This is a genomic window from Rhizobium phaseoli, from assembly GCF_010668805.1.
Taxonomy (GTDB): domain Bacteria; phylum Pseudomonadota; class Alphaproteobacteria; order Rhizobiales; family Rhizobiaceae; genus Rhizobium; species Rhizobium phaseoli_A.
Genome location: NZ_WUFT01000004.1, coordinates 154,712 through 180,008 on the forward strand (window position 1 = coordinate 154,712; position 25,297 = coordinate 180,008).

Below are 25,297 nucleotides of genomic sequence, written 5' to 3' on the forward strand. Positions count from 1 at the left end.
GGACCGCCCCCGGCGGACTATGAAGGGATCGGCGAGGATCAGGGGGATCTCTCGCCTTAATCAGGAGAACAAGGATGACGAAGTCTTTCAGCTTCGGTCTTTTGACCGCGTCCATGCTGGCGCTGAGCGCGGGCGCCGCTTTTGCGGATTACGAACTCAATATTCTTCATATTAACGATTTCCATTCGCGCATCGAATCGATCAACAAATTCGACTCCACCTGCTCGGCCGAGGAAGAAGGCAAGAAGGAATGCTTCGGGGGTGCTGCCCGCCTTAAGACCGTGATCGACCAGCGCCGTCAGGCGCTTTCCGGCAAGAATGTCCTCCTGCTGAATGCCGGCGACAATTTCCAGGGCTCGCTCTTCTACACGACCTATAAGGGCGCTGCCGAAGCCGAATTCCTGAACCTGATGAAGTTCGACGCCATGACCGTCGGCAACCATGAATTCGACGACAGCGAGGACGGGCTTGCGACCTTCCTCGACAAGGTGCAGTTCCCTGTCGTGACGGCGAACGTCAAGGCGACAGCCGCCTCCAAGCTCGGCGACCGCATCAAGCCGTCGCTGGTGCTCGATGTCGGCGGCCAGAAGATCGGTATCGTCGGCGCGGTCACCAATGATACACCCGAACTTTCCTCCCCCGGCCCGAATGTCACGATCGCTGATGACGTCCAGGCGATCACCTCAGCCGTTCAGGATCTGAAGGGCCAGGGTGTCAACAAGATCATCGCGCTGACCCATGTCGGTTACCCCCGCGATCTCGCTTTGATCGCCAAGATCCCGGATGTCGATGTCGTTGTCGGCGGTCACTCCCATAGCCTGCTCTCCAATACCGATCCCAAGGCTGAGGGTCCCTATCCGACGATGGTCGACAATCCCGGTGGCTACAAGGTGCCGGTCGTTCAGGCCGCCTCCTACAGCAAATATCTCGGCGATCTCGTTGTCAATTTCGACGATAGCGGCGTCGTCAAGGATGCCACGGGCGATCCGATCCTGATCGATTCCACCTTTACCCCCGATCCGGCCGTCGTTGCCCGCATCGCCGAACTGGCCAAACCGATCGAAGAATTGCGCAAGAAGGTCATCGGTTCCTCCGAGGCCCCGATCGAGGGCGACCGCAAGGTCTGCCGCGTCAAGGAATGCTCGATGGGCAATCTGGTGGCCGACGCCATGCTCGACCGCACGAAGAACCAGGGTGTTGCCATCGCCGTCCAGAATGGCGGCGGCCTGCGTGCTTCGATCGATGGCGGTGAGGTCACCCAGGGCGAGGTCATCACCGTCCTGCCTTTCCAGAATACGCTGGCCACCTTCGAGGCCACCGGCGCAGATGTCGTCAAGGCGCTTGAAAACGGCGTCAGCCAGATCGATCAGGGCGCCGGCCGCTTCCCGCAGGTCGCCGGCCTGAAATTCTCCTTCGACCAGTCGAAGCCCGTCGGCAGCCGCGTCAGCGATGTTCAGGTGAAGGACGGCGGCAACTTCGCTCCGATCGACCAAGCCAAGACTTACAAAGTCGCCACCAACAACTTCATGCGGGCCGGCGGCGACGGCTATTCGATCTTCAAGGAAGGCAAGAACGCCTACGACTTTGGCCCGGATCTTGCCGACGTGACCGCCGAATATCTGGCCGCCCACTCACCCTATAAGCCCTATACCGACGGCCGCGTCACCGAAAACGGCGCGGCAGTGGCACAGGCACCGGCTGCCGAACCGGCCGCTCCCGCACCAGCAACACCGGCAGCCCCTACACCAACCACAGAACCTGCCCCCGCGCCTGCTGCACCGGCAACGCCCGCGCCTGCCCCTGCGGCACCGGCAGCACCAGCTCCGGCAGCACCAGCAACGCCTGCCCCCACCGGGGAACCGACACCGGCGCCGGCAGCCTCCACACCCGCCGCAACGACGCCATCCACCCACGTGATCGCCGCGGGCGACACCTTCTGGGATCTCGCCGTGACCTTCTATGGCGACGGCACGCTGTGGCGGAAGCTTTCGGAGGCCAACGGCAGTCCGAACCCACGCCACCTGACGGTCGGCAAACAGATCGAAGTTCCGGCAAAATAAGACAATTTGTCCCGATTGCCACGACCGGTCCGGGGTTTCCCGGGCCGGTTTTTCTTTCTATAGGGTGAACCATGATCTCCAGGCTGCGTATGAGCCGACGAGACGGAAAAGAGAGCGTTGGGGCCAAATGACAACAGATCTTTCACACCGCCCGGCGGACCATCCGTCCGTCAAATCAGGCAAGGTCGGTGTTTTGCTGGTCAATCTCGGCACGCCCGATGGCACCGATTACACGTCAATGCGCCGCTATCTCAGGGAATTCCTGACCGATCGCCGCGTCATCGAATGGTCGCCCTGGAAGTGGTATCCGATCCTGTTCGGCATCGTGCTCAACACCCGCCCGCAGAAAGTCGGCAAGGCCTACGAGCTGATCTGGAACAGGGAGAAGAACGAAAGCTATCTCCGCACCTATACCCGCAACCAGTCGGAGCTGATGACCGGGCGCCTGAAGGATCTTGATAACGTCAAGGTCGACTGGGCAATGCGCTACGGCACGCCGTCGATCGCCTCGCGCATGGAGGCGCTGAAGCAGGAGGGTTGCGACCGCATCCTGCTCTTCCCGCTCTATCCGCAATATGCGGCGGCAACGACCGCCACTGTCAACGACAAGGCCTTCCAGAAGCTGCTCTCGATGCGTTGGCAGCCGGCGCTGCGCACCGTGCCCGCCTATCACGACGACGAGACCTATATCGAGGCGCTCGCAAAGTCCGTCGAACAGCATCTTTCGACGCTCGACTGGAAGCCCGAAATGCTGCTCGCCTCCTTCCACGGCATTCCGATGTCCTATTTCAAGCAGGGCGATCCCTACCACTGCCAATGCCAGAAGACCGGCCGGCTGCTGCGCGAGCGGCTCGGGCTCACCAAGGAAAACTTCATGGTCACCTTCCAGTCCCGATTCGGGCCGGAGGAATGGCTGCAGCCCTATACAGACAAGACAGTGGAGAAGCTCGCCAAGGACGGCGTCAAGCGCATCGCCGTCATCAATCCCGGCTTCGTCTCCGACTGCCTGGAGACGCTGGAGGAGATCGCCGAACAGGCTGCCCATTCCTTCCATGAGAACGGCGGCGAGAAGTTCGCGCATATCCCCTGCCTCAACGACGGCGAGGACGGTATGACGGTGCTGGAAAAGGTCGTCCGCCGCGAATTGCAGGGCTGGGTCTGAGAACCCGTTTTCAGAAGGCAGCATTGCACGGTTAGCCGGCGCCAGCCCGAATGGGCATTGCAAGACCAAACCTTCTTTTCACTTGGATGGGAGGTGGGCATGTGTGTGTGATTTCCTCCTCGCAAAGAACATGCTAACTCACCACATCTATGGTGTGCACGCGCGCGCATGCGCGGATGAGAGGAATTTTTCATGCTGTTCGGCGGCTTCGATATCGTCGTGATCGTGCTGGTCATTTTCGTCATTCTGGTGCTCTTTGCCGGGATCAAAACCGTGCCGCAGGGCTACCGCTATACGATCGAGCGCTTCGGGCGTTATACCCGCACGCTGGAGCCCGGACTTAACCTGATCACTCCCTTCATCGAGCGTGTCGGCGCCCGGTTGAACGTGATGGAGCAGGTGCTGAGCGTGCCGACCCAGGAGGTGATTACCAAGGACAATGCCTCGGTCTCGGCCGATGCCGTCTCCTTCTATCAGGTGCTGAACGCCGCCCAGGCCGCCTATCAGGTTGCCAATCTCGAAAACGCCATCCTCAATCTCACCATGACCAACATCCGCTCGGTCATGGGCTCGATGGATCTCGACGAGCTGCTTTCCAACCGCGATGCAATCAACGACCGGCTGCTGCGCGTCGTCGACGAGGCCGTGCATCCCTGGGGCATCAAGGTCACCCGTGTCGAGATCAAGGACATCCAGCCGCCGCGCGACCTCGTCGATGCGATGGCCCGCCAGATGAAGGCCGAGCGCGAGAAGCGCGCCCAGGTGCTGGAAGCCGAAGGCTCGCGCAACGCGCAGATCCTCAGGGCCGAAGGCGCCAAGCAATCGGCCATTCTCCAGGCCGAAGGCCAGCGCGAGGCCGCCTTCCGCAATGCTGAAGCCCGCGAACGCCTGGCCGAGGCTGAAGCCAAGGCGACCAAGATGGTCTCCGAAGCGATCGCCGCCGGCGACATTCAGGCGATCAATTATTTCGTCGCGCAGAAATACACCGAGGCGCTCACCTCGATCGGTTCGGCACCCAATTCCAAGATCGTGATGATGCCGATGGAAGCCTCGTCCATCCTCAGCTCGCTCGGCGGCATTGGCGCCATTGCCCGCGAAGTCTTCGGGGATGCCGGCAACAACCCGGCAACGCCGCCACCTTTGCCGCGTCCGCGCCCCGCGCCGGCGCGCTCGACGCCGCCGATCAATCCGTCGACCCCCAATCCTTTCAATCCGGATCAGGAGCGATAAGCCATGCTGGCGAAGATCGTCGCCGAACTTGGTCCGTGGAGCTGGTGGGTCGCAGGCCTCGTCCTGCTCGCCGCGGAAATGATCGTACCCGGCTTCTTCCTGGTCTGGATCGGCCTTGCCGCCTTGATCGTCGGCGCGCTGTCGCTCATCTTCTGGGACAGCGCCTTCTGGATCTGGGAGCTGCAGGCGATCCTTTTTGCGCTGCTTGCCGTCGCCACGACCTTCGCCGGCCGTCGGCTGACGCTGCGCAATTCCACGACCGACGAGCCCTTCCTCAATCAGCGCGGCGCGAGCCTCGTCGGCCGCACCGCGACGCTGCACGAACCGATCCGCGAGGGCCGCGGCCGCATCCGTCTCGACGATACGCTATGGCAGGTGATGGGACCCGACCTGCCCGTCGGAACGCAGGTGAAGGTGGTTTCGAGCAACGGCCGCGACCTGACGGTCGAGCCAGTCTGATAGAAAGAATCTGATCAGGCGACGCCGATCCGCAGCAGGTCGTGGAAATGCACCAGTCCGACCGGCCGGCGGTCGTCGTCGGTGACGATCAGCGCGCCGATGTGATGCTGGTTGAGCAGCGCCAGGGCAGCGGTCGCCAGCACCGTCGACTTCACCGTCTTCGGCGTCCGCGTCATGATGTCATCGACAGCAAGTTCGGAGAGATTGCGGGTCAGGTTGCGCGCCATGTCGCCTTCAGTGACGATGCCGCACAGCCGCCCATCCTCATCAAGCACGCCGACGCAGCCGAAATGCTTGCGCGATAGCACCGTGATCGCCTCCGGCATCGGTGTGCCCTTGGCAACGAGCGGCAACCGCTCGCCGGTATGCATGATATCGGCGACATGCATCAGACTTGCGCCCAATTTACCGCCGGGATGGAACACGTGGAAATCCGTGGCGGTAAAGCCGCGCGCTTCCAATAGCGCCACCGCCAGCGCATCACCCATCGCGAGCTGCATCAGCGTCGAGGTCGTCGGCGCCAGCCCATTCGGGCAGGCCTCCTGCTCGTTCGGCACGAGAAGGACGATATCGGCGGCGGTTGCAAGCGAGGAACTGTCGCTGCAAGTGATCGCGATCAGCGGTATGGAGAATCGCCGCGTGAAGGAAATTATGCTCTTGAGTTCAGCACTCTCACCGCCCTTGGAAATCGCCAGCACGACGTCGTCGCGCGCGATCATCCCGAGATCGCCGTGATTGGCCTCCGCCGCATGCACGAAAAAGGCAGGTGTTCCCGTTGACGCGAATGTCGCCGCGAGCTTGGCGCCAATATGCCCGCTTTTGCCGACGCCGGTGACGATGACCCGCCCGGAGATGTCGCCGATCACTTCGATGGCGCGCGTGAATGGACCGGCCAATCCGTTGTCAAAGGCCTGCTCGAGCGCTTCAAGACCGCGTCTTTCGGTCTCTATCGTGCGTTTTGCCGATTCGAGCACGCTGTTTTCAACGAGGTTTATCGCTCTTCTGTTCATGAAATTGCGTTAGACCTTTTCACTTTCCAAGTCCACCCCGCACTCTTTCCGAAATGTGAACAGCGCCCGCCGCCGGCAACGAATGATTAACCACGAGGCTTTACCTTTGGGTAAGAACCGAAAGCATGTCAGGCGCGAATTGCATGGGCCAGCCAAAACAGACGAGCAGTGTGACGCCGCTCCGCGCCATGAGCCGTGCCGTCTCTTTTGCCGCGTTCGGTGGCCTGCTTCTCAGCCAGACGGCAGCCCTGGCGCAGTCCGCCTCGCAACAGCCGGCAACGACGGCAAATAGCCGCTCCACCGTCTCTCAGGACAATAGCACCACGAACACAGCCGCCGCCTTCGATGACGGCACCGACGATACCGCCACGCCTGCGGCAAACGGCACGACCACTAACCCCGATGATGCCGCGCAGCGGCCGGCCATACCGGAAGCGCAAACCGGCGACGACATTACCGGCTCCATCCTCGACGACGACATCCGCCGGCTGAACACCCGCGAAGCACCGATCGATGAAACGCTGCCGCGCCGCAGAACCGCCGAAAGTGCATCGGCCGCCGAAACGCCGGGCATTCCGATCGGCACCTTCGTGCTCCGCCCGAGCGTCACCCAGAGCATCAACACCGAAACCACCAAGGACGGCAACACCAGGCAACAGCGCGCCTTCCTCGAAACGGATGCAGCCGCGACCCTGACCTCCGACTGGGGCCGGCATCAGCTGACCGTCACCTCGGAAGGCGCCTGGCAGAAGAATATCAGCGGCGAGGGCGAGGAACAGCCTTCCTTCAAGGTCAACGGCGACCTCAGGCTGGATCTTCCCGACGATACTGTCGCGCATCTCACCGCCGGTTACAATTTCTACCGCGAGGACACGGATGATCCGGATGCGGTCGCCAATGCGACACAGCAGTCTGATGTGCAGGAGTTTAGCGCAGGCGCCTCCGTCCAACGCGATTTCGGCATCCTGCGCGGCACGACGGCACTGGCACTGACCCGCTCGATCTATTCGGATGCCACGCTTGCGAACGGCACGACCGTTGCGCTGAGCGACCGCGACCAGACGGCCGGCACGCTGCGCGGCCGCGTCGGCTACGAGCTGTCTCCGGCGCTCATCCCCTTCATCGAGGCGACGATCGGCCGGAGTGTCTATGACGAGACGCGCGATTCCGCCGGTTACGAGCGTTCCGGCCATAGCTACGGCGCCAAGGCAGGCGTCGAGGTCGACCTCGGCGAAAAGCTGAAGGGCGAAGTCGGTGTCGGCTACGAGATGGCGAATTTCGAAGACAGCCGCCTGTCCTCGATCGACACGGCCACGCTCGATGCAAGCCTTCTCTGGTCGCCGATCCGCGGCACCGACGTGAATTTCGACCTGCAGACGAGCATCCAGCCGTCGACCACGGCCGGCGAAAGCGGCTACGTCTCGCACGCGCTGACGACGACTGTCACCCACCAGCTGCGCGACAATCTGGTGGGCACGATGATCGGCGGGGTAACGTGGCGCGATTATCCCACCGATAGCACCATCAATGACGAGCTCGTTTATACCGCAGCGACCGGCCTGACCTGGAACATCAACCGCTATCTCGATTTGACCAGCACGCTCGGCTACGAGCTGACAACGCGCAAGGAAGGCACCGATTCGCAGCAATGGCGCGCCGGCGTCGGTCTCAAGTTGAAGCGCTAGTCATGCAAAAACGCCGCGCATCTGAGAGGATACGCGGCGCTCTATCATTTATATGCTGTGCGGAAGCTTACTTCAGACCGGCAAGCAATTCCTTGAAGCCGCCTTCGACGGTGGGGCGGATATCGTCGCGTTCAAGGGCGAAGGCGACGTTTGCCAGGATGAAGCCGTCCTTGGCGCCGCAGTCGTAGGTCGCGCCGCGGAAGTGGTAACCGGCGAAATCCTGTTCCTTCAGCAGCTTCAGCATGCCGTCGGTGAGCTGGATCTCATTGCCGGCGCCACGCTCCTGGGTTTCGAGGATCTTGAAGATCTCCGGCTGCAGGATGTATCGGCCGTTGATGAAGAAGTTGGAAGGCGCCGTCCCCTTGGCAGGCTTTTCCACCATGCCGGTGATTCGGAAGCCGTCGCCGATCGCCTCGCCGACGCCGACGATGCCGTATTTATGGGCCTGGTCGGGTGCGCATTCCTCGACGGCGATGATATTGCCGCCGCTCTGGCCGTAGAGGTCGATCATGCCCTTCATGCAGCCCTTGTCGCCCTTCATGATCATATCGGGCAGCAACAGTGCGAATGGCTCGTCACCGACGATCTCGCGGGCGCACCAAACCGCGTGGCCGAGGCCGAGCGGCTCCTGCTGGCGGGTAAAGCTCACCGTGCCGGCCTTCGGCAATTGCTGGGCGAGAAGGGTTATCTCGGCCTTCTTGGAGCGCTCGCGCAGCGTCTGCTCCAACTCGAAATGGATGTCGAAATAGTCTTCGATGACGTGCTTGTTGCGTCCGGTGACGAAAACCAGATGTTCGATCCCGGCCTCGATCGCCTCATCGACGACATATTGAATGATTGGCTTGTCGACGACGGTCAACATTTCCTTCGGAACAGCCTTGGTTGCCGGCAGGAATCGCGTCCCTAGCCCGGCAACCGGAAATACTGCTTTACGAACTTTATTGTGTTGAGCCACACCCGGCCTCCTGCTTCGATCATATCGCTTTTGAAATGGAGCTTTTTAGCTTTAACTAGTATAGAATTGCTACTGTTTTGCAAACGGTGACCGCAGCGGATCGCTATGGTAAAGAATTTGTTGACTCCGTTCCTGTAGTCTCGGGTCTGGGCGGACATGATGCCCCGCTGCACCGGAAACTGAAGATGACGGATACGATTGTCGATGGCCCAGAATCACAAATACTCCCTTCGTGGTCTTGCTCTTGCCCTCGTTGTCGCCGCCCAGGTCGGGCTGGTTCCTGACAACGCGAAAGCCGATTCCCGGTTCCAGAAATGGATCGCGGATTTTTACCAGACTGCCGCGCAGAGTGGCATCAGTAAGGCAACTTATCAAAAGGCCTTTTCCGGGGTGACCGAGCCCGATCCAACCGTGCTCGAAAAGGCGGCCTATCAGCCGGAATTCACATCGAAAATCTGGGACTACGTCGATTCCCGCGTCAATCCCTATACGGTCAAGATCGGCCGCGAGATGGCTGTCAAACACGCAAGAACGCTCGCTGCGATCGAACAGCGATTCGGCGTCGACAAGACCATTCTGCTCGCCATCTGGTCGATGGAATCGAATTACGGCGCCATCCTCGACAAGGACGACCGGCTGCACTACGTGCCGCGGGCGCTGGCAACACTTGGCTATGCCGATCCGAGCCGCGCCAAATTCGCCAAGAAGCAGCTGGTCGCCGCGCTGAAGATCCTGCAGAACGGCGATGTGCCGGCACGCGAGATGACCGGCTCCTGGGCCGGCGCCATGGGCCACACCCAGTTCATTCCGACAAGCTACCTGCTTTACGCCGTCGATGCCGACGGTAACGGCCATCGCGACATCTGGAACTCGGTGCCCGATGCACTGGCAACCTCGGCCAATCTTCTGATGAAGAACGGCTGGGACGCCGGCAAGACCTGGGGCTACGAGGTTGTCGTTCCCGCCGCAGTCGCCAAGCAGGTCGGCAAGACCCACACATTGGCCCAATGGGCGGCACTCGGCCTGGCACGACCAAATGGCAAGGCCTTCCGCGAGAGCGCCACCAAGGCCATGCTGAAAATGCCGGCTGGGCCCAGTGGCCCCGGCTTCCTGATGACCGCCAACTTCTTCACCATCAAGAACTACAATGCGTCGGATAGCTATGCGCTTGCCGTCGGCCTGCTCGCCGACCAGATCGCCGGCTACGGCGGCATGCAGCAGCGTTGGCCGCGCCCGGACGGCGCCCTTGACGTCACCGAAAAATTCGAGCTGCAGACCCGCTTGAAGACGCTGGGCTATTACAATGGTGAGGTCGACGGCAATTTCGGCTCGGGTTCGAAGGCGGCGATCTCAGCCGTGCAGTCGCGCATCGGCATGCAGCCGGACGGCGAGCCGTCGCTGCCGCTTCTGAACGCGCTGCGCCGCTAGACCCTGTTGATCCGGCCAGATCGGCCGGAATCTGAATCCGCCTTTGAATCAAGGAAATAGGGCATGATGCCGCCCGAAACCCACACAGACTTTTCGGCATGATGCTCTACAACTGCCAGAACCGTGACCTAGATAGCAGCGGGAGTGGACGCTGGCCTACCCCACGTGCAAGATGCCGGCAGATGCGGAACTGCCCATGACGAAGAAAACCGATCGAACCCCCATCCGTTGGCTTGTGCTCGCCCTGGCGGCGGCCTCGCTATGTCTTGGCACGCTTGCGCCGGTGCCTATGGCGCAAGCCCAGGAGCAGCGCTATCAGCGGCGTTCGATCCTCGATTTCTTCCTCGGCCGCCGCTATCTCGACGACGCCCCGCAAGCCCCTGATGTCCAGCAGCCGAGGCGCCAGCAGCGCAAGCGCCCGCCGTCACAGAAAGCCATCGTCAACACCCGCACCGCGCCGCCGCTCCGCGCGCCCGTGCAGGAAGAGCCGGTGGTGCAGAAGCTCGGCGACGCCAAGAAGATTCTGATCGTCGGCGATTTCCTGGCCAGCGGCCTCGGCGACGGCCTCACTGCCGCCTTCGAGACCTCGCCGGGGGTCGTCGTCGAAGCTCGCGGCAATGTCTCATCGGGTCTCGTCCGCGACGATTATTACGACTGGCCGGAACAGCTGCCGAAGATGATCGACGAGCTGAAGCCGGCAATGGTCGTCGTGATGATCGGCGCCAACGATCGCCAGCAGATGGTGACCGATACGGCCAAGGAAAAATTCCGCACCGATAGCTGGTTTACCGAATACCGCCGCCGTGTTCTCTCCTTCGGCAGGCAAGTTACCGACCGCAAGATCCCGCTGCTCTGGGTCGGCCTTCCCGCCTTCGAATCCGATCAGATGACGGCCGATGCCGTCCAGATGAATCAGCTCTACCGTAATCAGGTCGAAAGCATCGGTGGTGAATTCGTCGATATCTGGGATGGTTTCGTCGATGAAAACAGCAACTTCATCGTCACCGGCTCGGATGTAAACGGCCAGCAGGTCAGACTGCGCACCTCCGATGGCATCAATCTGACCCAGGCCGGCCGGCGCAAGCTCGCCTTCTATGTAGAAAAACCGGCGCGGCGACTTCTCGGCACGCAGGCAAGCCCCGATCTGGTCCGCCTCGACTCCAGCAATCTGCCCGGTCTCGGCCTCCCCGCCAATCCGGTCGAACATACCGTGCCGATCAGCCTCTCCGACCCCAATCTCGACGGCGGCGCCGAGCTTCTCGGGGCCAGGCCGCCGCCGATGGCTTTGACGCGGTCGCCCCGCGACCTTCTGGTCGAGCAGGGCGAAATGACGCCCGCGCCTCCTGGCCGCGTCGATGATTACCGCCTGCCGGTGGCAAAGACGGCGGCCGAAGTCTCGGTCAAATGAAAAGGCCGCGTGCGCCAGCCTTGCTCGTCGTTCCGTTTACGTCGCCGTCGCCTGCGGCCAGCTCAGATAATAGTAGTTCGAGCCGATCAGGCCGAAGAAGGCATTGCTGTCGTTCGTCTGGTCGACATAGCTGCCGTTTTCCTTGACGAAAGCGCCGTCGGAGCCGCGCTCCAAATGCGCATCGAGGAAGTCGCTCCAGCCGCTGACATCGATCTCCTTGCCGTCCTTGCTCTGAGTGTCCGCCTCATCGGCATCGTCGACGTCCCAGGCGGCAATCGATACGCCCTGCGTCGGGTCGGAGATGATGAGCATGCCCGCTTCGAGGGCGGCTAACATGTCGTGGGCCTTGCCGCTCTCGCCTTCGGCCGCAGCCGCATCCTGCAGCTGCTTCTTCAGCATCGACATGAAGGAAGCGCTGGTCACGTCGGCGCTGCCGCCAGTCGTGTCGGTCGCATCGGGCGTGTCGTTCTGGGATGAAAGCGTGTCGAGCAGCCCTGACAGGGCCTGGTTGGAAAGCAGCGAGGCGGAGCTCGGATCGAGCCCATAGTTGCTCAAGATACCGGCAGCCGACGAACTCTGCGTATCCTGCGAACTGTCATCGGAGCTGCGAAGGTTTTTCAGCGCATATTGGGCAGAAACCAGCCGCGTGCTGTCAAGTGCAGAAACCATTTGAAAAATCCTTGTCGATCATTCGCGGCGGTCGATGTCCCTAACGCCCGCGGCCGATGGTGAAATGCCTTGACCGAAACGGTATGGCACCTCCCTTCCGGTCGCCGCCGGCTCTTCCCGAGCCCGCGTCCGGCGAAAATCTCGCTTCCCGGCATTGCCTGAGGCTTGCGCCGAATGCCGGCGCGTCAAGCGGTCGCACCCGGGTATAATCCAAAGCGATAATGCATGTCGCCCGGAAGTATGCAGCGGTTCCGGGACAACGGCATGCATCATAGCAAAGAGCTAAAGCGCGTCCTCGCGTGCCGACAGGACGCGCAGCGCTCTACGAAAAAACTCCGCCGGAGGGCGGAGTTCTTGTCTTGTGAGCTGTGTGCTGCCGGCGGTCAGTTCGGCAGGACGGTCGAGCCCATCAATTCCTCGTCGATAGCGCGCGCCGCCTGGCGGCCTTCGCGGATCGCCCAGACTACCAGCGACTGGCCGCGGCGCACATCGCCCGCCGTCCAGAACTTGTCGACCGACGTCTTGTAGTTGCTGTCGTTGGCGACGACATTGGTCGAGCCGCGCTTGTCGGTGTTGAGCGTCAGCTTGCCCTCGAGCTCCTTCAGCACGCTTGTCGTAAACGGGCCGCGGAAACCGATGGCGATGAAGGCGAGATCGGCCCGAATGACGAATTCGGTGCCGGGAACGGGCCGCCGGCGCTCGTCGACCTCACAGCACTTGACACCGATCAGCACCCCGTCTTCGCCGACGAATTCAAGTGTGGCCACCTGGAATTCACGCACCGCGCCCTCGGCCTGCGAGGAGGAGGTGCGCATTTTTGTCGCCCAGAAGGGCCAGACGGCAAGCTTGTCTTCCTTCTCCGGCGGCTGCGGCCGGATGTCGAGCTGGGTGACCTTGACGGCTCCCTGGCGGAACGCGGTGCCGACACAGTCCGAAGCCGTATCGCCACCGCCGACGACGACGATATGTTTGGCGCCGGCAAGGATCGGGTCCGACGGCCAGCCGACGCTGTCGATATTTTCGCGCCCGACGCGGCGGTTCTGCTGCACGAGATAGGGCATGGCATCATGCACGCCGGCAAGGTCGGCGCCCGGAATGCCAGCCTCACGCGGGGTTTCGGAGCCGCCGCAGTAGAGAACGGCGTCGTGATCGGCCAACAGCTGCTCGACCTTGACGTCGACGCCGACATTGGCGCCGCAATGGAAGGTGACGCCCTCGCCCTTCATCTGCTCGACGCGGCGATCGATGAAGTTCTTCTCCATCTTGAAATCGGGGATGCCGTAACGCAGCAAGCCGCCGGGCTTGGTCTCGCGCTCATAGACATGCACCTCGTGGCCGGCGCGGCCGAGCTGCTGGGCCGCCGCCATGCCGGCAGGGCCGGAGCCGATGACGGCGACCTTCTTGCCGGTATGCACCGTGGCCGGCTGCGGTCGGATGAAGCCGAGTTCATAGGCCTTGTCGGCGATCGCCTGTTCGACGGTTTTGATGGCAACAGGCGCATCCTCGAGATTCAAAGTACAGGCTTCCTCGCAAGGCGCCGGGCAGACGCGCCCGGTAAATTCAGGGAAGTTGTTGGTCGAATGCAGGTTCTGGATCGCCGCTTCCCAGTTGTTATTGTAGACGAGGTCGTTCCAGTCGGGGATCTGGTTATGAACCGGGCAACCGGTAGGGCCATGGCAATAGGGAATGCCACAGTCCATGCAGCGCGCAGCCTGTTTCTGCACTTCCGGGTCCGACATCGGGATCGTGAACTCACGGAAATGACGAATACGATCCGACGCCGGCTGATACTTCGCCACCTGCCGGTCGATTTCCAGAAACCCTGTTACCTTACCCATATCTTCGTCCCTTACCCTCATGACCGCCTCACCGCAGCCAATCTGTCTATCGTCAGTCCCGGTAGCCCGAGCGAGTTGCTTGTCTTGACCGTCATGGATCATATCCCTTGCAAACATCCGTGCGGTCGAGACAGCCTTCGCCGTCGGTTCCTCACAGGTCGTCGAGATATTCGTCATCCGTCACCTCAATCAGCAGGTGACAGATGACCCGGTACAAATCATTCCGCGGCGATGCCCATCCGGCTGCGCTCCATTTCCTCGAGCGCACGACGGTATTCGACCGGCATGACCTTGCGGAACTTCGGACGGTAATCGGCCCAGCTATCGAGGATCTGCTTGGCGCGGGTGGAGCCCGTATAATGCAGATGGTTGGAGATCAGCTGGTAAAGGCGCTCCTCGTCATGGCGCGTCATGTCGCCGGAGACGTCGACACGTCCCTTGTGCATAAGGTCGCCGCCGTGATGATGCAGCTTCTCCAGCATGTCGTCCTCCTCGGGCACCGGCTCGAGCTCGACCATCGCCATGTTGCAGCGGCTGGCGAAATCGCCGGTCTCATCGAGCACGTAGGCGACACCGCCGGACATGCCGGCCGCGAAGTTGCGGCCCGTGGCGCCGAGCACAACGACGACGCCACCGGTCATGTATTCGCAGCCATGGTCGCCGACACCCTCGACGATCGCGATCGCACCCGAATTGCGCACGGCGAACCGCTCGCCCGCCACACCGCGGAAGTAGCATTCACCTTCGGTCGCGCCGTACAGCACGGTGTTGCCGACGATGATCGAGTTTTCCGCGACGATCCGCGAATTCTCCGGCGGCCGGATGATGATCTTGCCGCCCGAAAGCCCCTTGCCGACATAATCGTTGCCATCGCCGATCAGGTTGAAGGTGATGCCCCGCGCCAGGAAGGCGCCGAAGCTCTGGCCGGCCGTGCCGCGAAGCGTCACATTGATCGTGTCTTCCTTCAGCCCGCGATGGCGGAAGCGCTTGGCGACTTCGCCGGAAAGCATCGCGCCCGCCGAACGGTCGACATTCTTGATGCCTACTTCGAAGGCAACGGGTGTCTTGGCGGTCAGCGCCGGCTCAGCCTGCGCAATCAGCACACGGTCGAGAATATCGTCGATCGGGTGCTGCTGCCGGCTCGTCCAGAACGTCTCTTCCTTGGCAGCGTCGACCTTGTGGAAGATGCGGCTGAAGTCGAGGCCGTTCGCTTTCCAGTGCGCCAGCATCTCGTCCTTCTCCAGAAGCTCGGAGGCGCCGATGATCTGGTCGAGCCGGGTAAACCCGAGCGAGGCGAGGATCTCGCGCACTTCGTTGGCGACGAAGAAAAAGTAGTTGATGACGTGTTCCGGCGCGCCCTTGAAGCGCTTGCGCAGCACCGGATCCTGTGTCGCCACACCCACCGGACAGGTGTTGAGATGGCACTTGCGCATCATGATGCAGCCTGCCGCAATCAGCGGCGCGGTGGCGAAACCGAACTCGTCAGCGCCGAGCAGCGCCCCGATGATGACGTCGCGGCCGGTCTTCAGGCCGCCATCCACCTGCAGCGCGACGCGCGAACGCAGGCCATTCAGCACCAGCGTCTGCTGGGTCTCGGCAAGGCCGATCTCCCAGGGGCTGCCGGCATGTTTCAGCGAGGTCAGCGGCGACGCACCCGTGCCGCCGTCGAAACCGGAGACGGTGATATGATCGGCGCGCGCCTTGGCGACGCCGGCGGCGACCGTGCCGACACCGACTTCGGAGACCAGCTTGACCGAGACATCCGCGGTCGGGTTGACGTTCTTCAGATCGTAGATCAGCTGCGCCAGATCCTCGATCGAATAGATGTCGTGGTGCGGCGGCGGCGAAATCAGGCCGACACCCGGGGTCGAGTGGCGGGTCTTGGCAACCGTCGCGTCGACCTTGTGACCCGGCAGCTGGCCGCCTTCGCCGGGCTTTGCGCCTTGCGCCACCTTGATCTGCAGCACGTCGGCATTGACGAGATATTCGGTGGTGACGCCGAAGCGGCCCGACGCGATCTGCTTGATCGCCGAACGTTCCGGGTTCATCGAACCGTCGGAGAGCGGCATGTAGCGGTCGGATTCTTCGCCGCCCTCGCCGGTGTTCGACTTGCCGCCGATCCGGTTCATGGCGATCGCCAGCGTCGTATGCGCCTCTCTGGAGATCGAGCCGAAGGACATCGCCCCGGTCGAGAACCGCCTGACGATATCGGCCGCCGGCTCGACCTCGTCGATCGAAACCGGTTTGCGGCCGAGCGCCTCGGCACTCTTGACGCTGAAGAGCCCGCGGATCGTGTTCATGCGCAGCGCCGAATTGTTGACCATATCGGCGAATTCGCGGTAGCGGTCCTCGGCATTGCCGCGCACGGCATGCTGAAGGGCGGCAACTGCGTCGGGCGTCCAGGCATGACTTTCGCCGCGCATGCGGTAAGCATATTCGCCGCCAATGTCGAGCGTCGTGGCAAGCAGCGGATCCGTGCCGAAGGCCGCGTTATGGCGGTCGACGGTCTCGGCGGCGATCGCCTCGAGGCCGACGCCTTCGATCATCGTCGCCGTGCCGAAGAAATACTTGTCGACCAGTTCCGACTGCAGGCCGATCGCATCGAAGATCTGCGCGCCGCAATAGGACTGATAGGTCGAGATGCCCATCTTCGACATCACCTTGAGGATGCCTTTGCCGACCGCCTTGATGTAGCGGTAGACGACTTCGGAAGCATCCACTTCTTTCGGGAATTCGCCCTTGGCATGCATGTCGAGCAGCGTGTCGAAGGCAAGATAGGGATTGATCGCCTCGGCGCCATAGCCGGCGAGCAGGCAGAAATGATGGACCTCGCGCGGTTCGCCGGTCTCGACGACGAGACCGACCGAGGTGCGAAGCCCCTTGCGGATCAGGTGATGGTGCACGGCCGCTGTGGCAAGCAACGCAGGAATAGCGATCCGGTCCGGCCCGATCTGGCGGTCGGAGAGCACGATGATGTTGTAGCCGCCCTTGACGGCGGCTTCCGCGCGCTCGCAGAGCCGGTCGAGCATTTCGGGCATGCCGGCAGCACCGCGCTCGATATCATAGGTGAAATCGAGCGTCTTGGTGTCGAAACGGTCTTCCGTATGGCCGATCGAGCGGATCTTCTCGAGATCGCCGTTGGTCAGAATCGGTTGCCGCACTTCGAGACGCTTGGCATTCGCCGCCCCCTCGTGGTCGAGAATGTTCGGCCGCGGCCCGATGAAGGAGACGAGGCTCATGACCAGTTCCTCGCGGATCGGGTCGATCGGCGGGTTCGTCACCTGCGCGAAGTTCTGCTTGAAATAGGTATAGAGCAGCTTCGGCTTTTCCGACATTGCCGAGATCGGCGTGTCCGTGCCCATCGAGCCGATCGCCTCCTGGCCCGTCGTCGCCATCGGAGACATCAGGATGCGGGTGTCTTCGAGCGTGTAACCGAAGGCCTGCTGACGGTCGAGCAGCGACACGTCGCGGCGCAGCGCCCGCGGCTCCACCGGTTTCAGCTCTTCCAGGATAAGCTGGGTGCGGCCGAGCCAGCTGCGATAGGGATGCGCCGTCGCCAGCTGCGACTTCACCTCGTCGTCGGAGATGATGCGGCCTTCTTCCATATCGATCAGCAGCATCTTGCCCGGCTGCAGGCGCCACTTCTGAATGATCCTCTCCTCCGGAACCGGCAGCACGCCGGCTTCCGACGCCATGATGACGCGGTCGTCATCGGTAACGAGGTAGCGCGCCGGCCGCAGGCCGTTGCGGTCGAGCGTCGCACCGATCTGCTTGCCGTCAGTGAAAGCGACAGCAGCCGGCCCGTCCCAGGGTTCCATCAGGGCGGCATGATATTCGTAAAAGGCCTTGCGTTCTGGAGCCATCGACTGGTTGCCGGCCCAGGCTTCCGGGATCAGCATCATCACCGCATGCGCCATCGAATAACCGCCGCGCACCAGGAATTCGAGCGCATTGTCGAAGCAGGCCGTGTCCGACTGACCCTCGTAGGAAATCGGCCAGAGCTTGGAGATATCCTCACCGAACAGCGGCGAGGACACCGACGCCTGGCGCGCCGCCATCCAGTTGACGTTGCCGCGCAGCGTGTTGATCTCGCCGTTGTGGGCGACCATGCGGTAGGGATGCGCCAGCTTCCACGACGGGAAGGTGTTGGTCGAGAAGCGCTGGTGCACCAGGGCGACCGCGCTTTCGAAACGCGGGTCCGACAGGTCCTTGTAATAGACGCCGACCTGGTAGGCCAGGAACATGCCCTTGTAGACCACCGTCGCCGACGACAGCGACACCGGATAGAAATTGCTCTCCTCGCCGTCGAACTCGTCATAGATGCGGTTGGAGATCACCTTGCGCAGCGTGAACAGCCGACGCTCGAACTCGTCGTTGTTTTCGGCATCCTCGCCGGCGCCGATGAAGACCTGCACGTGATGCGGTTCGGTTGCAGCAATGGCCGGCGCCTTGGAGAGCGAGGAATTATCAACAGGCACGTCGCGAAAGCCGATGAAGACCTGCCCTTCCTCGGTGATGACGTCCTTGATCACCTTCTTGAAGTGCTCGATCTGCTTTTCATCGCGCGGCATGAAGATATGGCCGACGCCATATTCGCCGACTGGCGGCAGCGTGATGCCCTGCGCGGCCATTTCCTCGCGGAAGAAACGGTCGGGAATCTGCACCAGGATGCCGGCACCGTCGCCCATCAGCGGATCGGCGCCGACGGCGCCGCGATGCGTCAGGTTTTCGAGGATAAACAGGCCGTCCTTGACGATCTGGTGCGACTTCTGGCCCTTCATATGCGCGACGAAGCCGACGCCGCAGGCGTCGTGTTCGTTGCGGGGATCGTAGAGGCCCTGCTTCTTCGGCAGGCCGGAGGCGGATTTGGACGTATTGGCCGTGGGGCGCACTTCTGCAGCAGCGAACCGGTCAAATTCCATGGATGGCGTCTTCGTCATCATCTTTCCTCCTGTCGAAGCCCGCGGGGCCGCGGGCGGCTTTTCGTCCCGCGCCGCAACCCGAACATAGGTTCGGCTCATGACAGCGCTGTTGCATGGTGAAGATCGGTCGCAGACATCTGCTTTGAAGGAAAGCAAACCGTCGCGTTCCGCGCCTGCCATTCGCCTCCGCGCGCCGCCCCTTGGGGCTTGACGCTCGGAGGAACTATAGCGTGAAAGCCCATCTCTTCCAGAGTTTTCAGCGCCTCTTCGGCCGTGAAGGCCAAAATAGGACAGCAACACTGTCCTAATTCATTAGTTCTATGCCAGAAAGCATTTCGCTCCGCAAGAGCGCGCCGCCAAAAAACATTAATTTGCGACGGAAGATTGCCCGGGAAATGGCTGCAGCGAAATAAAATTACAATATTTGTAATTATTCTTTTTATTGATTGCGTAGTTCAATTTCCATGATGTGTCTCGAGTGGCAACCTTGATCCCGCGAAGCTTTGGCGTAATCTCCGCTGCGACTTGCCAACCTTTCCCTTCCAACGGTTTCCCCTCATGTTCTTTGCTTCCGATAATTGGGCCGGCGCCCATCGATCCATTGCCGAACGTCTGCTGGCGGAATCGACCGGTTTTGCCGCCGCCTACGGCGCCGGCGATCTCGACAAGAAGATCGAGGCTCGCTTTTCCGAGATCTTCGAGCGCGACGTTTCGGTCTTCTTCGTCGCCACCGGCACGGCCGCCAACTCGCTGTCACTGGCAAGCGTGCAGCGCCCCGGCGGCATCACCTTCTGCCATTCGCAGGCGCATGTGATCGAGGATGAATGCGGGGCTCCGGAATTTTTCTCCGGCTCCGCCCGCCTCGTTGCCGTCGACGGCGAAGCCGGCAAGATCGACCCGGCAAAGCTCGTCGCCAAAATCGCAGGCTTTCCGGAGGATGCCGTCCGTCAAGGCCGCGCCAGCGCGGTGACCATCACCCAGGCGACCGAGATCGGCACCGTCTATTCCCTTCCCGAGATCGGAGAGATCGCCGCCATAGCAAGGAAACGCAACCTGCCGCTCCACATGGACGGCGCCCGCTTTGCCAACGCGCTGGTCGCCCTCGGCACGACGCCGGCCGAAATGACCTGGAAACGCGGCGTCGACATGCTGTCCTTCGGCGGCACCAAGAACGGCTGCTGGTGCGCTGAGGCGATCGTCTTCTTCAATCGGGATCAAGCCCGGGAAATGCCGTTCATCCGTAAGCGCGCCGCCCAGCTCTTCTCCAAGTCGCGTTTCATCGCCGCTCAGTTCGATGCCTACTTCGAAAATGGCCTCTGGCTCGATCTCGCTCGCCACTCGAACAGCATGGCCGATCGACTGCGCGCCGGCATAGCCATAAGCAACGCCGCGCGCCTCGCCTGGCCGACCGCCTCCAACGAAGTCTTTGCCGTCGTCAGCAAGCATGCGGCAAAAACCGCCGAGGAAAAGGGGGCGAAATTCTACGAATGGCCGACCCCCACCGCAACGCCCGAACTCGTTTCCGACAGTGAAACTCTGATCCGCCTGGTCACCAGCTTCGCGACGACGGAAGCCGACGTGGACGGTTTCCTCAAGTGCCTGGCCGCCTGATCGCCCGCCGGAAAGGCTTGCCTGTCCAGCGGGCCTTTCCAGGGCAGTGACTCACACCGACCTCAGCCCCCTCACCTTTTGCAGAATATCGTCCGACAGCGCCGAGACCAGTGCCTGATCCGCCCCTTTGCGCGGCACCAGCACGAATTCCACATCCTCCAGCACTGGAAGTTTACCCGCGGCGATCTCCTTCAGGCCCGAAGGCGCCATGCTGCGCGGCTGCACCAGCACGCCCATCCCGGCCCGCGCCGCCGCCGTCAATCCGCTGAGGCTCCCGCAGGTGCAAACGATCCGCCACGCGACGCCGTTTCGTGCCAGCGCCTCCAGCGCGATTACCCGTGTGACGCTCGGCGGCGGAAAGGCGATCAGCGGCAAAGGGCCGGAGGCCAGCACTCGCTCCGGATCACGCGCCAGCCAGACAAGCGGCTCGCGATAGACCAGCTTTCCGCGGTCATCGCCGAGCCGGCGCTTGGCGAGCACCAGATCGATCTCGCCATTGTCTTGCATCTCGTAGAGGACGCCTGAGAGTGCGACCGTCAGTTCCAGGTCGACGGACGGATGCGAACGAACGAAATCCTCAAGCACCGCCGGCAACTGGCTGGTGACGAAATCCTCCGACACTCCGAGCCGCAGGCTGCCACGCAAACTGTTGTTCTGAAACAGCGACTGCACCTGCCCCTCGATCGAAAGCAGCGCGCGCGCATGCGACAGTAGCGCTTCACCGTCGCCGGTCAGCATCACCTTATGGGTGTCACGGACGAGCAGCTTGCGCCCCAGCGCCGCCTCGAGCCGCTGGATATGCTGGCTGACCGTCGACTGGCCGAGCCCCAACCTGTCTGCAGCAAGCGTGAAACTGCCCATCTGTTCGACGGCGACGAAACTGCGCAATTGCGAAAGGTCGAGCATTGAAATCCAGTTTCTCGATAACTGTTATTCCTTGCATCCTGGATCACAATGGGCGAGAAAACAATGAATGTTTTGTCACGCCGCGAGATCGCCATGCGCCGCTTTCTGCCCGATACGTTCACCATCCTGCTGGTCTGCACCGTCATCCTCGCCTCGCTGTTTCCGGCGCGCGGCACATTCGCGGGTTATTTCGGCATCGCCACCGATCTTGCTATCGCGCTGCTGTTCTTACTGCACGGCGCCCGCCTCTCGCGCGATATCGTCATTGCCGGGCTGCTGCATTGGCGCCTGCACCTCGTCATTCTGCTGACCACCTTCGGCATCTTCCCCTTGCTGGGCCTGGCGCTCGGATTGATCCCCGACACCATCCTGCCGCAGCCGCTATATCTCGGCATTCTCTTCCTCTGCGTGCTGCCGTCGACCGTACAGTCGTCGATCGCCTTCACCTCGATGGCCGGTGGCAATGTGCCAGCCGCCATCTGCTCGGCCTCGGCATCCAACATCTTCGGCATGTTCCTGACACCGCTGCTCGTCGGCCTGCTGTTTTCCGTCGGCGGCCACGGCAGCTTCTCCTTCGACGCCTTGCAGCAGATCCTGCTGCAACTGCTTGCCCCCTTCATCGTCGGCCAGATCCTGCAGCCCTGGATCGGCGACTGGATCCGCGCCAAGAAAAAGATCCTGATGCCGGTCGATCGCGGCTCGATCCTGATGGTCGTCTATCTCGCCTTCAGCACGGCTGTCGTCGAGGGGCTGTGGCACACCTTCTCGATCGCCGACATTGCCGTCGTCATCGTTGCCGATATGGTTCTGCTGGCAATTGTCCTTGTTTTGACGATGTTCGGCAGCCGCGGCCTGGGCTTCAACAAACCCGACCAGATTACCATCACTTTTTGCGGCTCGAAGAAGAGCCTCGCAAGCGGCGTGCCGATGGCCAACGTCATCTTCGCCGGCCAGTCGATCGGTGCGATCGTATTGCCGCTGATGCTGTTCCACCAAATCCAGTTGATGGTCTGCGCCGTCATCGCTCAGAAATACGCGGCCGCCGCGGCCCGCCGGGCGACGGATAAAGAAATAGACGAAGCTGCAAGCCCGGCGTAACCGGAATGCCATAATAAAAACGGCGCCCCGATGGGAGCGCCGTCTCTTTTACCCGAAAGGGGAACGATCAGCCGTTGATGATCTGCGCTTCGATGGCCTTCGGAGCCTCGACCGGTTCTGCGGCAATCGCAATCTTGCGCGGCTTCATGGCCTCGGGAATGTTGCGCAGAAGGTCGATGTGCAGCAGGCCGTTCTTCAGCGATGCGGCAGTCACCTCGACATGGTCGGCAAGCTGGAAGCGCCGCTCGAAGGCGCGCTTGGCAATGCCGCGGTAAAGGAATTCGCCGCTTTCGGCGGGTTCCTCGGCCTTTTCACCCTTCACCGACAGCACATGGGCGTGAGCTTCGATCGAAAGTTCGGTCTCGTCGAAACCGGCAACTGCCATGGTGATGCGATAGGTGTTTTCACCGGTGCGCTCGATATTGTAGGGCGGATAGGTCTGGGCCTGCTCCGGCTGGGCAAGGCTGTCGAGCATGGTGAAAAGCCGGTCGAAACCGACGGTCGAGCGATAAAGGGGAGAGAAGTCTACGTGACGCATGATGTCCTCCTGTGGAAGCGACGTGTTGCGATGAAAGCCCCTGAAACCCCATCATTGGCGGCCTCGGGACGGTTGCGCGGGCCCTCTTCGGCACCCGCAGAGAGGAGATGGTGATGGGATTTGACGAGTTCAAGACCCTTTCGGAATCGCCTCGATCGGCCCGTGAACCCCGCATGAACGGTCGGTTCGGAGCGCATTCACACGCGAGAGACTAGAGATCGCAACGTCGGGTGAATCTGGTCCCGGCGGCTGAAGTGCATCGTCCCTTCTTCTTCAGCCTCAAACTCGGCCGGCTGTGGGCACCTCATGCTCCTGCCGGCCCTTTTAGAGCCGCGGCTTGGCGGCCCCAACGCTTTCCAAGCCGGATGCCATGCGTTATCCCTGAACACGAAGCAGTCAGCAGCGGCGCATTGGCAAAGTCATGGATCAGGTTCTCTATTCGACGCCCGACAATCCCGCCCCGGAAAACCGCACGGAGGGGTTCTTCGAAACCCATGACGGCCACCGGCTGCGTTATGCCGTCTTCCGCGCCAGTGCCCAGGTCGCCAAGGGCACGGTCGTCATCCTGCATGGCCGCAACGAATATATCGAAAAATATTTCGAGACGATCCGCGACCTGACGGCCAAAGGCCTCTGGGTCGCTACCTTCGACATGCGCGGCCAAGGCGGTTCGCCGCGGCTGCTGAAGCGCCGCAATCACGGCCACATCCGCCGCTTCGTCGATTACGAGCGTGATCTGGACACCTTCCTCGAAAAGGTGGTGCTGCCGGATACCCGTCTGCCCTTTTACCTGCTCGCCCATTCCACCGGCGGGCTGATCGCGCTCTCGGCCGCCCCCTATCTCACCACCCGTATCGATCGCATGGTGCTGTCGGCTCCCTTCATCGGCCTGACCGGCCAGTCGGCCTCGCCCCGCGTCATCCGAACGCTTGCCGGCACGCTGACCGCAATCGGTCTTGGTTCCCTGCCGCTGACGTCGAAACTGAAGGAACCGGATTTCCGCGACAATCCGTTGACCTCGGACGAACATCGTTTCGAGCGCAATGTCGCGATGATGAAAGCCCATCCGGAGCTGACGCTCGGGCCGCCGACGGCCCGCTGGCTGACCGAGGCTTTTCGCACCATGGACCGGGTGACCTCACCCTACCATCTCTTTTCGATCACCATCCCGACCATCGTCATCGCCCCGACGCGTGACGGCGTCGTGCCCTACACGGCGCAGGAGCGGCTCTCGCGGTATTTCCGCGCCGGTCAGCTGGTGCCGATCAACGGCGCCCGCCACGAGATCTTCCAGGAACGCGATACCTACCGCGCCGCCGCCCTTGCCGCCTTCCACGCCTTCATTCCCGGCAGCGATGCCGAAGAAAACCAGGACGTCGCCGCCCTCGGCACGTGACAGGATTCTACAACCGGGGGATCAACGCTGCAGGACAGCGATCGCCTGCTCGTAGACCGCCCGGCTGCCGGCGGCGATGATCGAGCCGCCGTTCTCAGGCCGGCCGCCGTCCCAGGTGGTGATGATGCCGCCCGCCTCCTCGATGACGGGAATGATGCCGCCGACGTCATAGGGTTTCAGGCTGTTTTCGATGACGAGATCGATATGGCCGGCGGCAAGCAGCGCATAGGCGTAGCAGTCGCAGCCGTAGCGGAAGAGCCGGACCTGGCTCTCGATCTCGCGGTATTTCTCCATCTCGTCGCCGGCGAAGAGATGAGGGGAGGTGGTGAATAGGATGGCGTTCGAAAGCTTGTCGCACTGCCGCGTCGCCAGCCGCCGTTCGCCCTCCGGCCCGGTATAGAGCGAGCCGTTCTGGTCGGCGAAATAACGTTCGCCGGTAAAGGGCTGTTCGATCATCCCCATGATCGCCCGGCCGTCTTTCTGCAGGCCGATCAGCGTTCCCCATACCGGCACGCCTGAAATGAACGCACGCGTGCCGTCGATCGGATCGATCACCCAGACATATTCCCGGTCCAGCCCGACATTGCCGTGTTCCTCGCCGAGAATGCCGTGGCCGGGGAAATTCTCCTCGATCAGCGCCCGGATGGCGAGTTCGGCCGCCCGGTCGCCCTCTGTTACCGGATCGAAACCGGAGGAAAGCTTGTTCGTGACATCGAGGCCGGAGCGGAAGCGCGGCAGCGTCTCGGCTCGGGCGGCTTCCGCAAGGCGGTTGAAGAACGAACGGTCAGGAAGCATGAGGGATCCGTTTGGCTGGCGGGAGTGACGCTTTTCATAACGAAAAGCAGCGGGAATGCAAACACAGCAGGCAGTTCGATAGGGTTGCGACGAACCCTCCAATCGCTTCCATTGCACGCCCACTGCC

General features: G+C 62.0%; 18 protein-coding genes. 10 read left to right on the forward strand and 8 right to left on the reverse strand.

Going from position 1 to position 25,297, the window contains the following annotated elements:
- Nucleotides 1–74: 74 nt before the first annotated feature.
- The 4 genes from GR197_RS07885 (at nt 75) to GR197_RS07900 (ending at nt 4,911) form a co-directional block, all read left to right on the forward strand.
- Nucleotides 75–2,060: a bifunctional metallophosphatase/5'-nucleotidase gene (locus GR197_RS07885; RefSeq protein WP_164008229.1), complete on the forward strand. Its 1,986-nt coding sequence runs from the start codon at nt 75–77 to the stop codon at nt 2,058–2,060.
- A 127-nt stretch (nt 2,061–2,187) separates the two neighbouring features.
- On the forward strand, nt 2,188–3,222 hold the full coding sequence (gene hemH / locus GR197_RS07890; protein ID WP_164008231.1) for a ferrochelatase: 1,035 nt from the start codon (nt 2,188–2,190) through the stop codon (nt 3,220–3,222).
- 192 nt (nt 3,223–3,414) lie between these two features.
- Complete coding sequence (locus tag GR197_RS07895; protein ID WP_164008233.1) at nt 3,415–4,452, forward strand: SPFH domain-containing protein; 1,038 nt, start codon at nt 3,415–3,417, stop codon at nt 4,450–4,452.
- 3 nt (nt 4,453–4,455) lie between these two features.
- Complete coding sequence (locus GR197_RS07900) at nt 4,456–4,911, forward strand: NfeD family protein (protein ID WP_164008235.1); 456 nt, start codon at nt 4,456–4,458, stop codon at nt 4,909–4,911.
- Between the two features lie 14 nt (nt 4,912–4,925).
- Here GR197_RS07900 and GR197_RS07905 read toward each other — a convergent pair whose 3' ends face one another.
- Nucleotides 4,926–5,921, reverse strand: coding sequence for a KpsF/GutQ family sugar-phosphate isomerase (locus tag GR197_RS07905; protein WP_164008237.1), 996 nt, complete (start codon nt 5,919–5,921; stop codon nt 4,926–4,928).
- Between the two features lie 143 nt (nt 5,922–6,064).
- Between GR197_RS07905 and GR197_RS07910 the strand changes: the two genes are divergently transcribed.
- Complete coding sequence (locus tag GR197_RS07910) at nt 6,065–7,606, forward strand: outer membrane beta-barrel protein (protein WP_164008239.1); 1,542 nt, start codon at nt 6,065–6,067, stop codon at nt 7,604–7,606.
- A 67-nt stretch (nt 7,607–7,673) separates the two neighbouring features.
- Here the strand turns inward: GR197_RS07910 and galU are convergent, their stop codons facing one another.
- Nucleotides 7,674–8,561, reverse strand: a complete 888-nt coding sequence (gene galU, locus GR197_RS07915) for a UTP--glucose-1-phosphate uridylyltransferase GalU (RefSeq protein WP_164008241.1) — start codon at nt 8,559–8,561, stop codon at nt 7,674–7,676.
- A gap of 204 nt (nt 8,562–8,765) precedes the next feature.
- Between galU and GR197_RS07920 the strand changes: the two genes are divergently transcribed.
- Nucleotides 8,766–9,989 (forward strand): lytic murein transglycosylase, encoded by a 1,224-nt coding sequence (locus tag GR197_RS07920; protein ID WP_164008243.1) that lies wholly within the window; start codon nt 8,766–8,768, stop codon nt 9,987–9,989.
- A gap of 172 nt (nt 9,990–10,161) precedes the next feature.
- Nucleotides 10,162–11,397, forward strand: a complete 1,236-nt coding sequence (locus GR197_RS07925; RefSeq protein WP_204330107.1) for an SGNH/GDSL hydrolase family protein — start codon at nt 10,162–10,164, stop codon at nt 11,395–11,397.
- Nucleotides 11,398–11,433: 36 nt separating this feature from the next.
- On the opposite strand, the gene GR197_RS07930 is transcribed toward GR197_RS07925, so the two are convergent.
- The 3 genes from GR197_RS07930 to gltB form a co-directional block, all read right to left on the reverse strand.
- A complete protein-coding gene (locus GR197_RS07930) occupies nt 11,434–12,066 on the reverse strand; it encodes a hypothetical protein (RefSeq protein WP_164008246.1) in 633 nt (210 codons plus the stop codon).
- Between the two features lie 383 nt (nt 12,067–12,449).
- Complete coding sequence (locus tag GR197_RS07935) at nt 12,450–13,904, reverse strand: glutamate synthase subunit beta (protein WP_164008248.1); 1,455 nt, start codon at nt 13,902–13,904, stop codon at nt 12,450–12,452.
- 218 nt (nt 13,905–14,122) lie between these two features.
- Complete coding sequence (gene gltB, locus GR197_RS07940) at nt 14,123–18,847, reverse strand: glutamate synthase large subunit (RefSeq protein WP_204330108.1); 4,725 nt, start codon at nt 18,845–18,847, stop codon at nt 14,123–14,125.
- A 537-nt stretch (nt 18,848–19,384) separates the two neighbouring features.
- On the opposite strand from gltB, the gene GR197_RS07945 reads away from it, so the two are divergent.
- Complete coding sequence (locus GR197_RS07945; RefSeq protein WP_164008250.1) at nt 19,385–20,437, forward strand: threonine aldolase family protein; 1,053 nt, start codon at nt 19,385–19,387, stop codon at nt 20,435–20,437.
- A 51-nt stretch (nt 20,438–20,488) separates the two neighbouring features.
- Here the strand turns inward: GR197_RS07945 and GR197_RS07950 are convergent, their stop codons facing one another.
- On the reverse strand, nt 20,489–21,343 hold the full coding sequence (locus GR197_RS07950) for a LysR family transcriptional regulator (RefSeq protein WP_164008252.1): 855 nt from the start codon (nt 21,341–21,343) through the stop codon (nt 20,489–20,491).
- Nucleotides 21,344–21,391: 48 nt separating this feature from the next.
- Between GR197_RS07950 and GR197_RS07955 the strand changes: the two genes are divergently transcribed.
- Nucleotides 21,392–22,441, forward strand: a complete 1,050-nt coding sequence (locus GR197_RS07955) for a bile acid:sodium symporter family protein (protein WP_164008254.1) — start codon at nt 21,392–21,394, stop codon at nt 22,439–22,441.
- A 67-nt stretch (nt 22,442–22,508) separates the two neighbouring features.
- Here the strand turns inward: GR197_RS07955 and GR197_RS07960 are convergent, their stop codons facing one another.
- Complete coding sequence (locus GR197_RS07960) at nt 22,509–22,979, reverse strand: Hsp20 family protein (protein ID WP_164008256.1); 471 nt, start codon at nt 22,977–22,979, stop codon at nt 22,509–22,511.
- Nucleotides 22,980–23,400: 421 nt separating this feature from the next.
- On the opposite strand from GR197_RS07960, the gene GR197_RS07965 reads away from it, so the two are divergent.
- A complete protein-coding gene (locus tag GR197_RS07965; RefSeq protein ID WP_164008258.1) occupies nt 23,401–24,375 on the forward strand; it encodes an alpha/beta fold hydrolase in 975 nt (324 codons plus the stop codon).
- A gap of 21 nt (nt 24,376–24,396) precedes the next feature.
- Here the strand turns inward: GR197_RS07965 and hisN are convergent, their stop codons facing one another.
- Nucleotides 24,397–25,170 carry a histidinol-phosphatase gene (gene hisN, locus GR197_RS07970; RefSeq protein WP_164008260.1) on the reverse strand — a complete coding sequence of 258 codons (774 nt, stop codon included), beginning with the start codon at nt 25,168–25,170 and terminating at the stop codon, nt 24,397–24,399.
- Between the last annotated feature and the right edge of the window lie 127 nt (nt 25,171–25,297).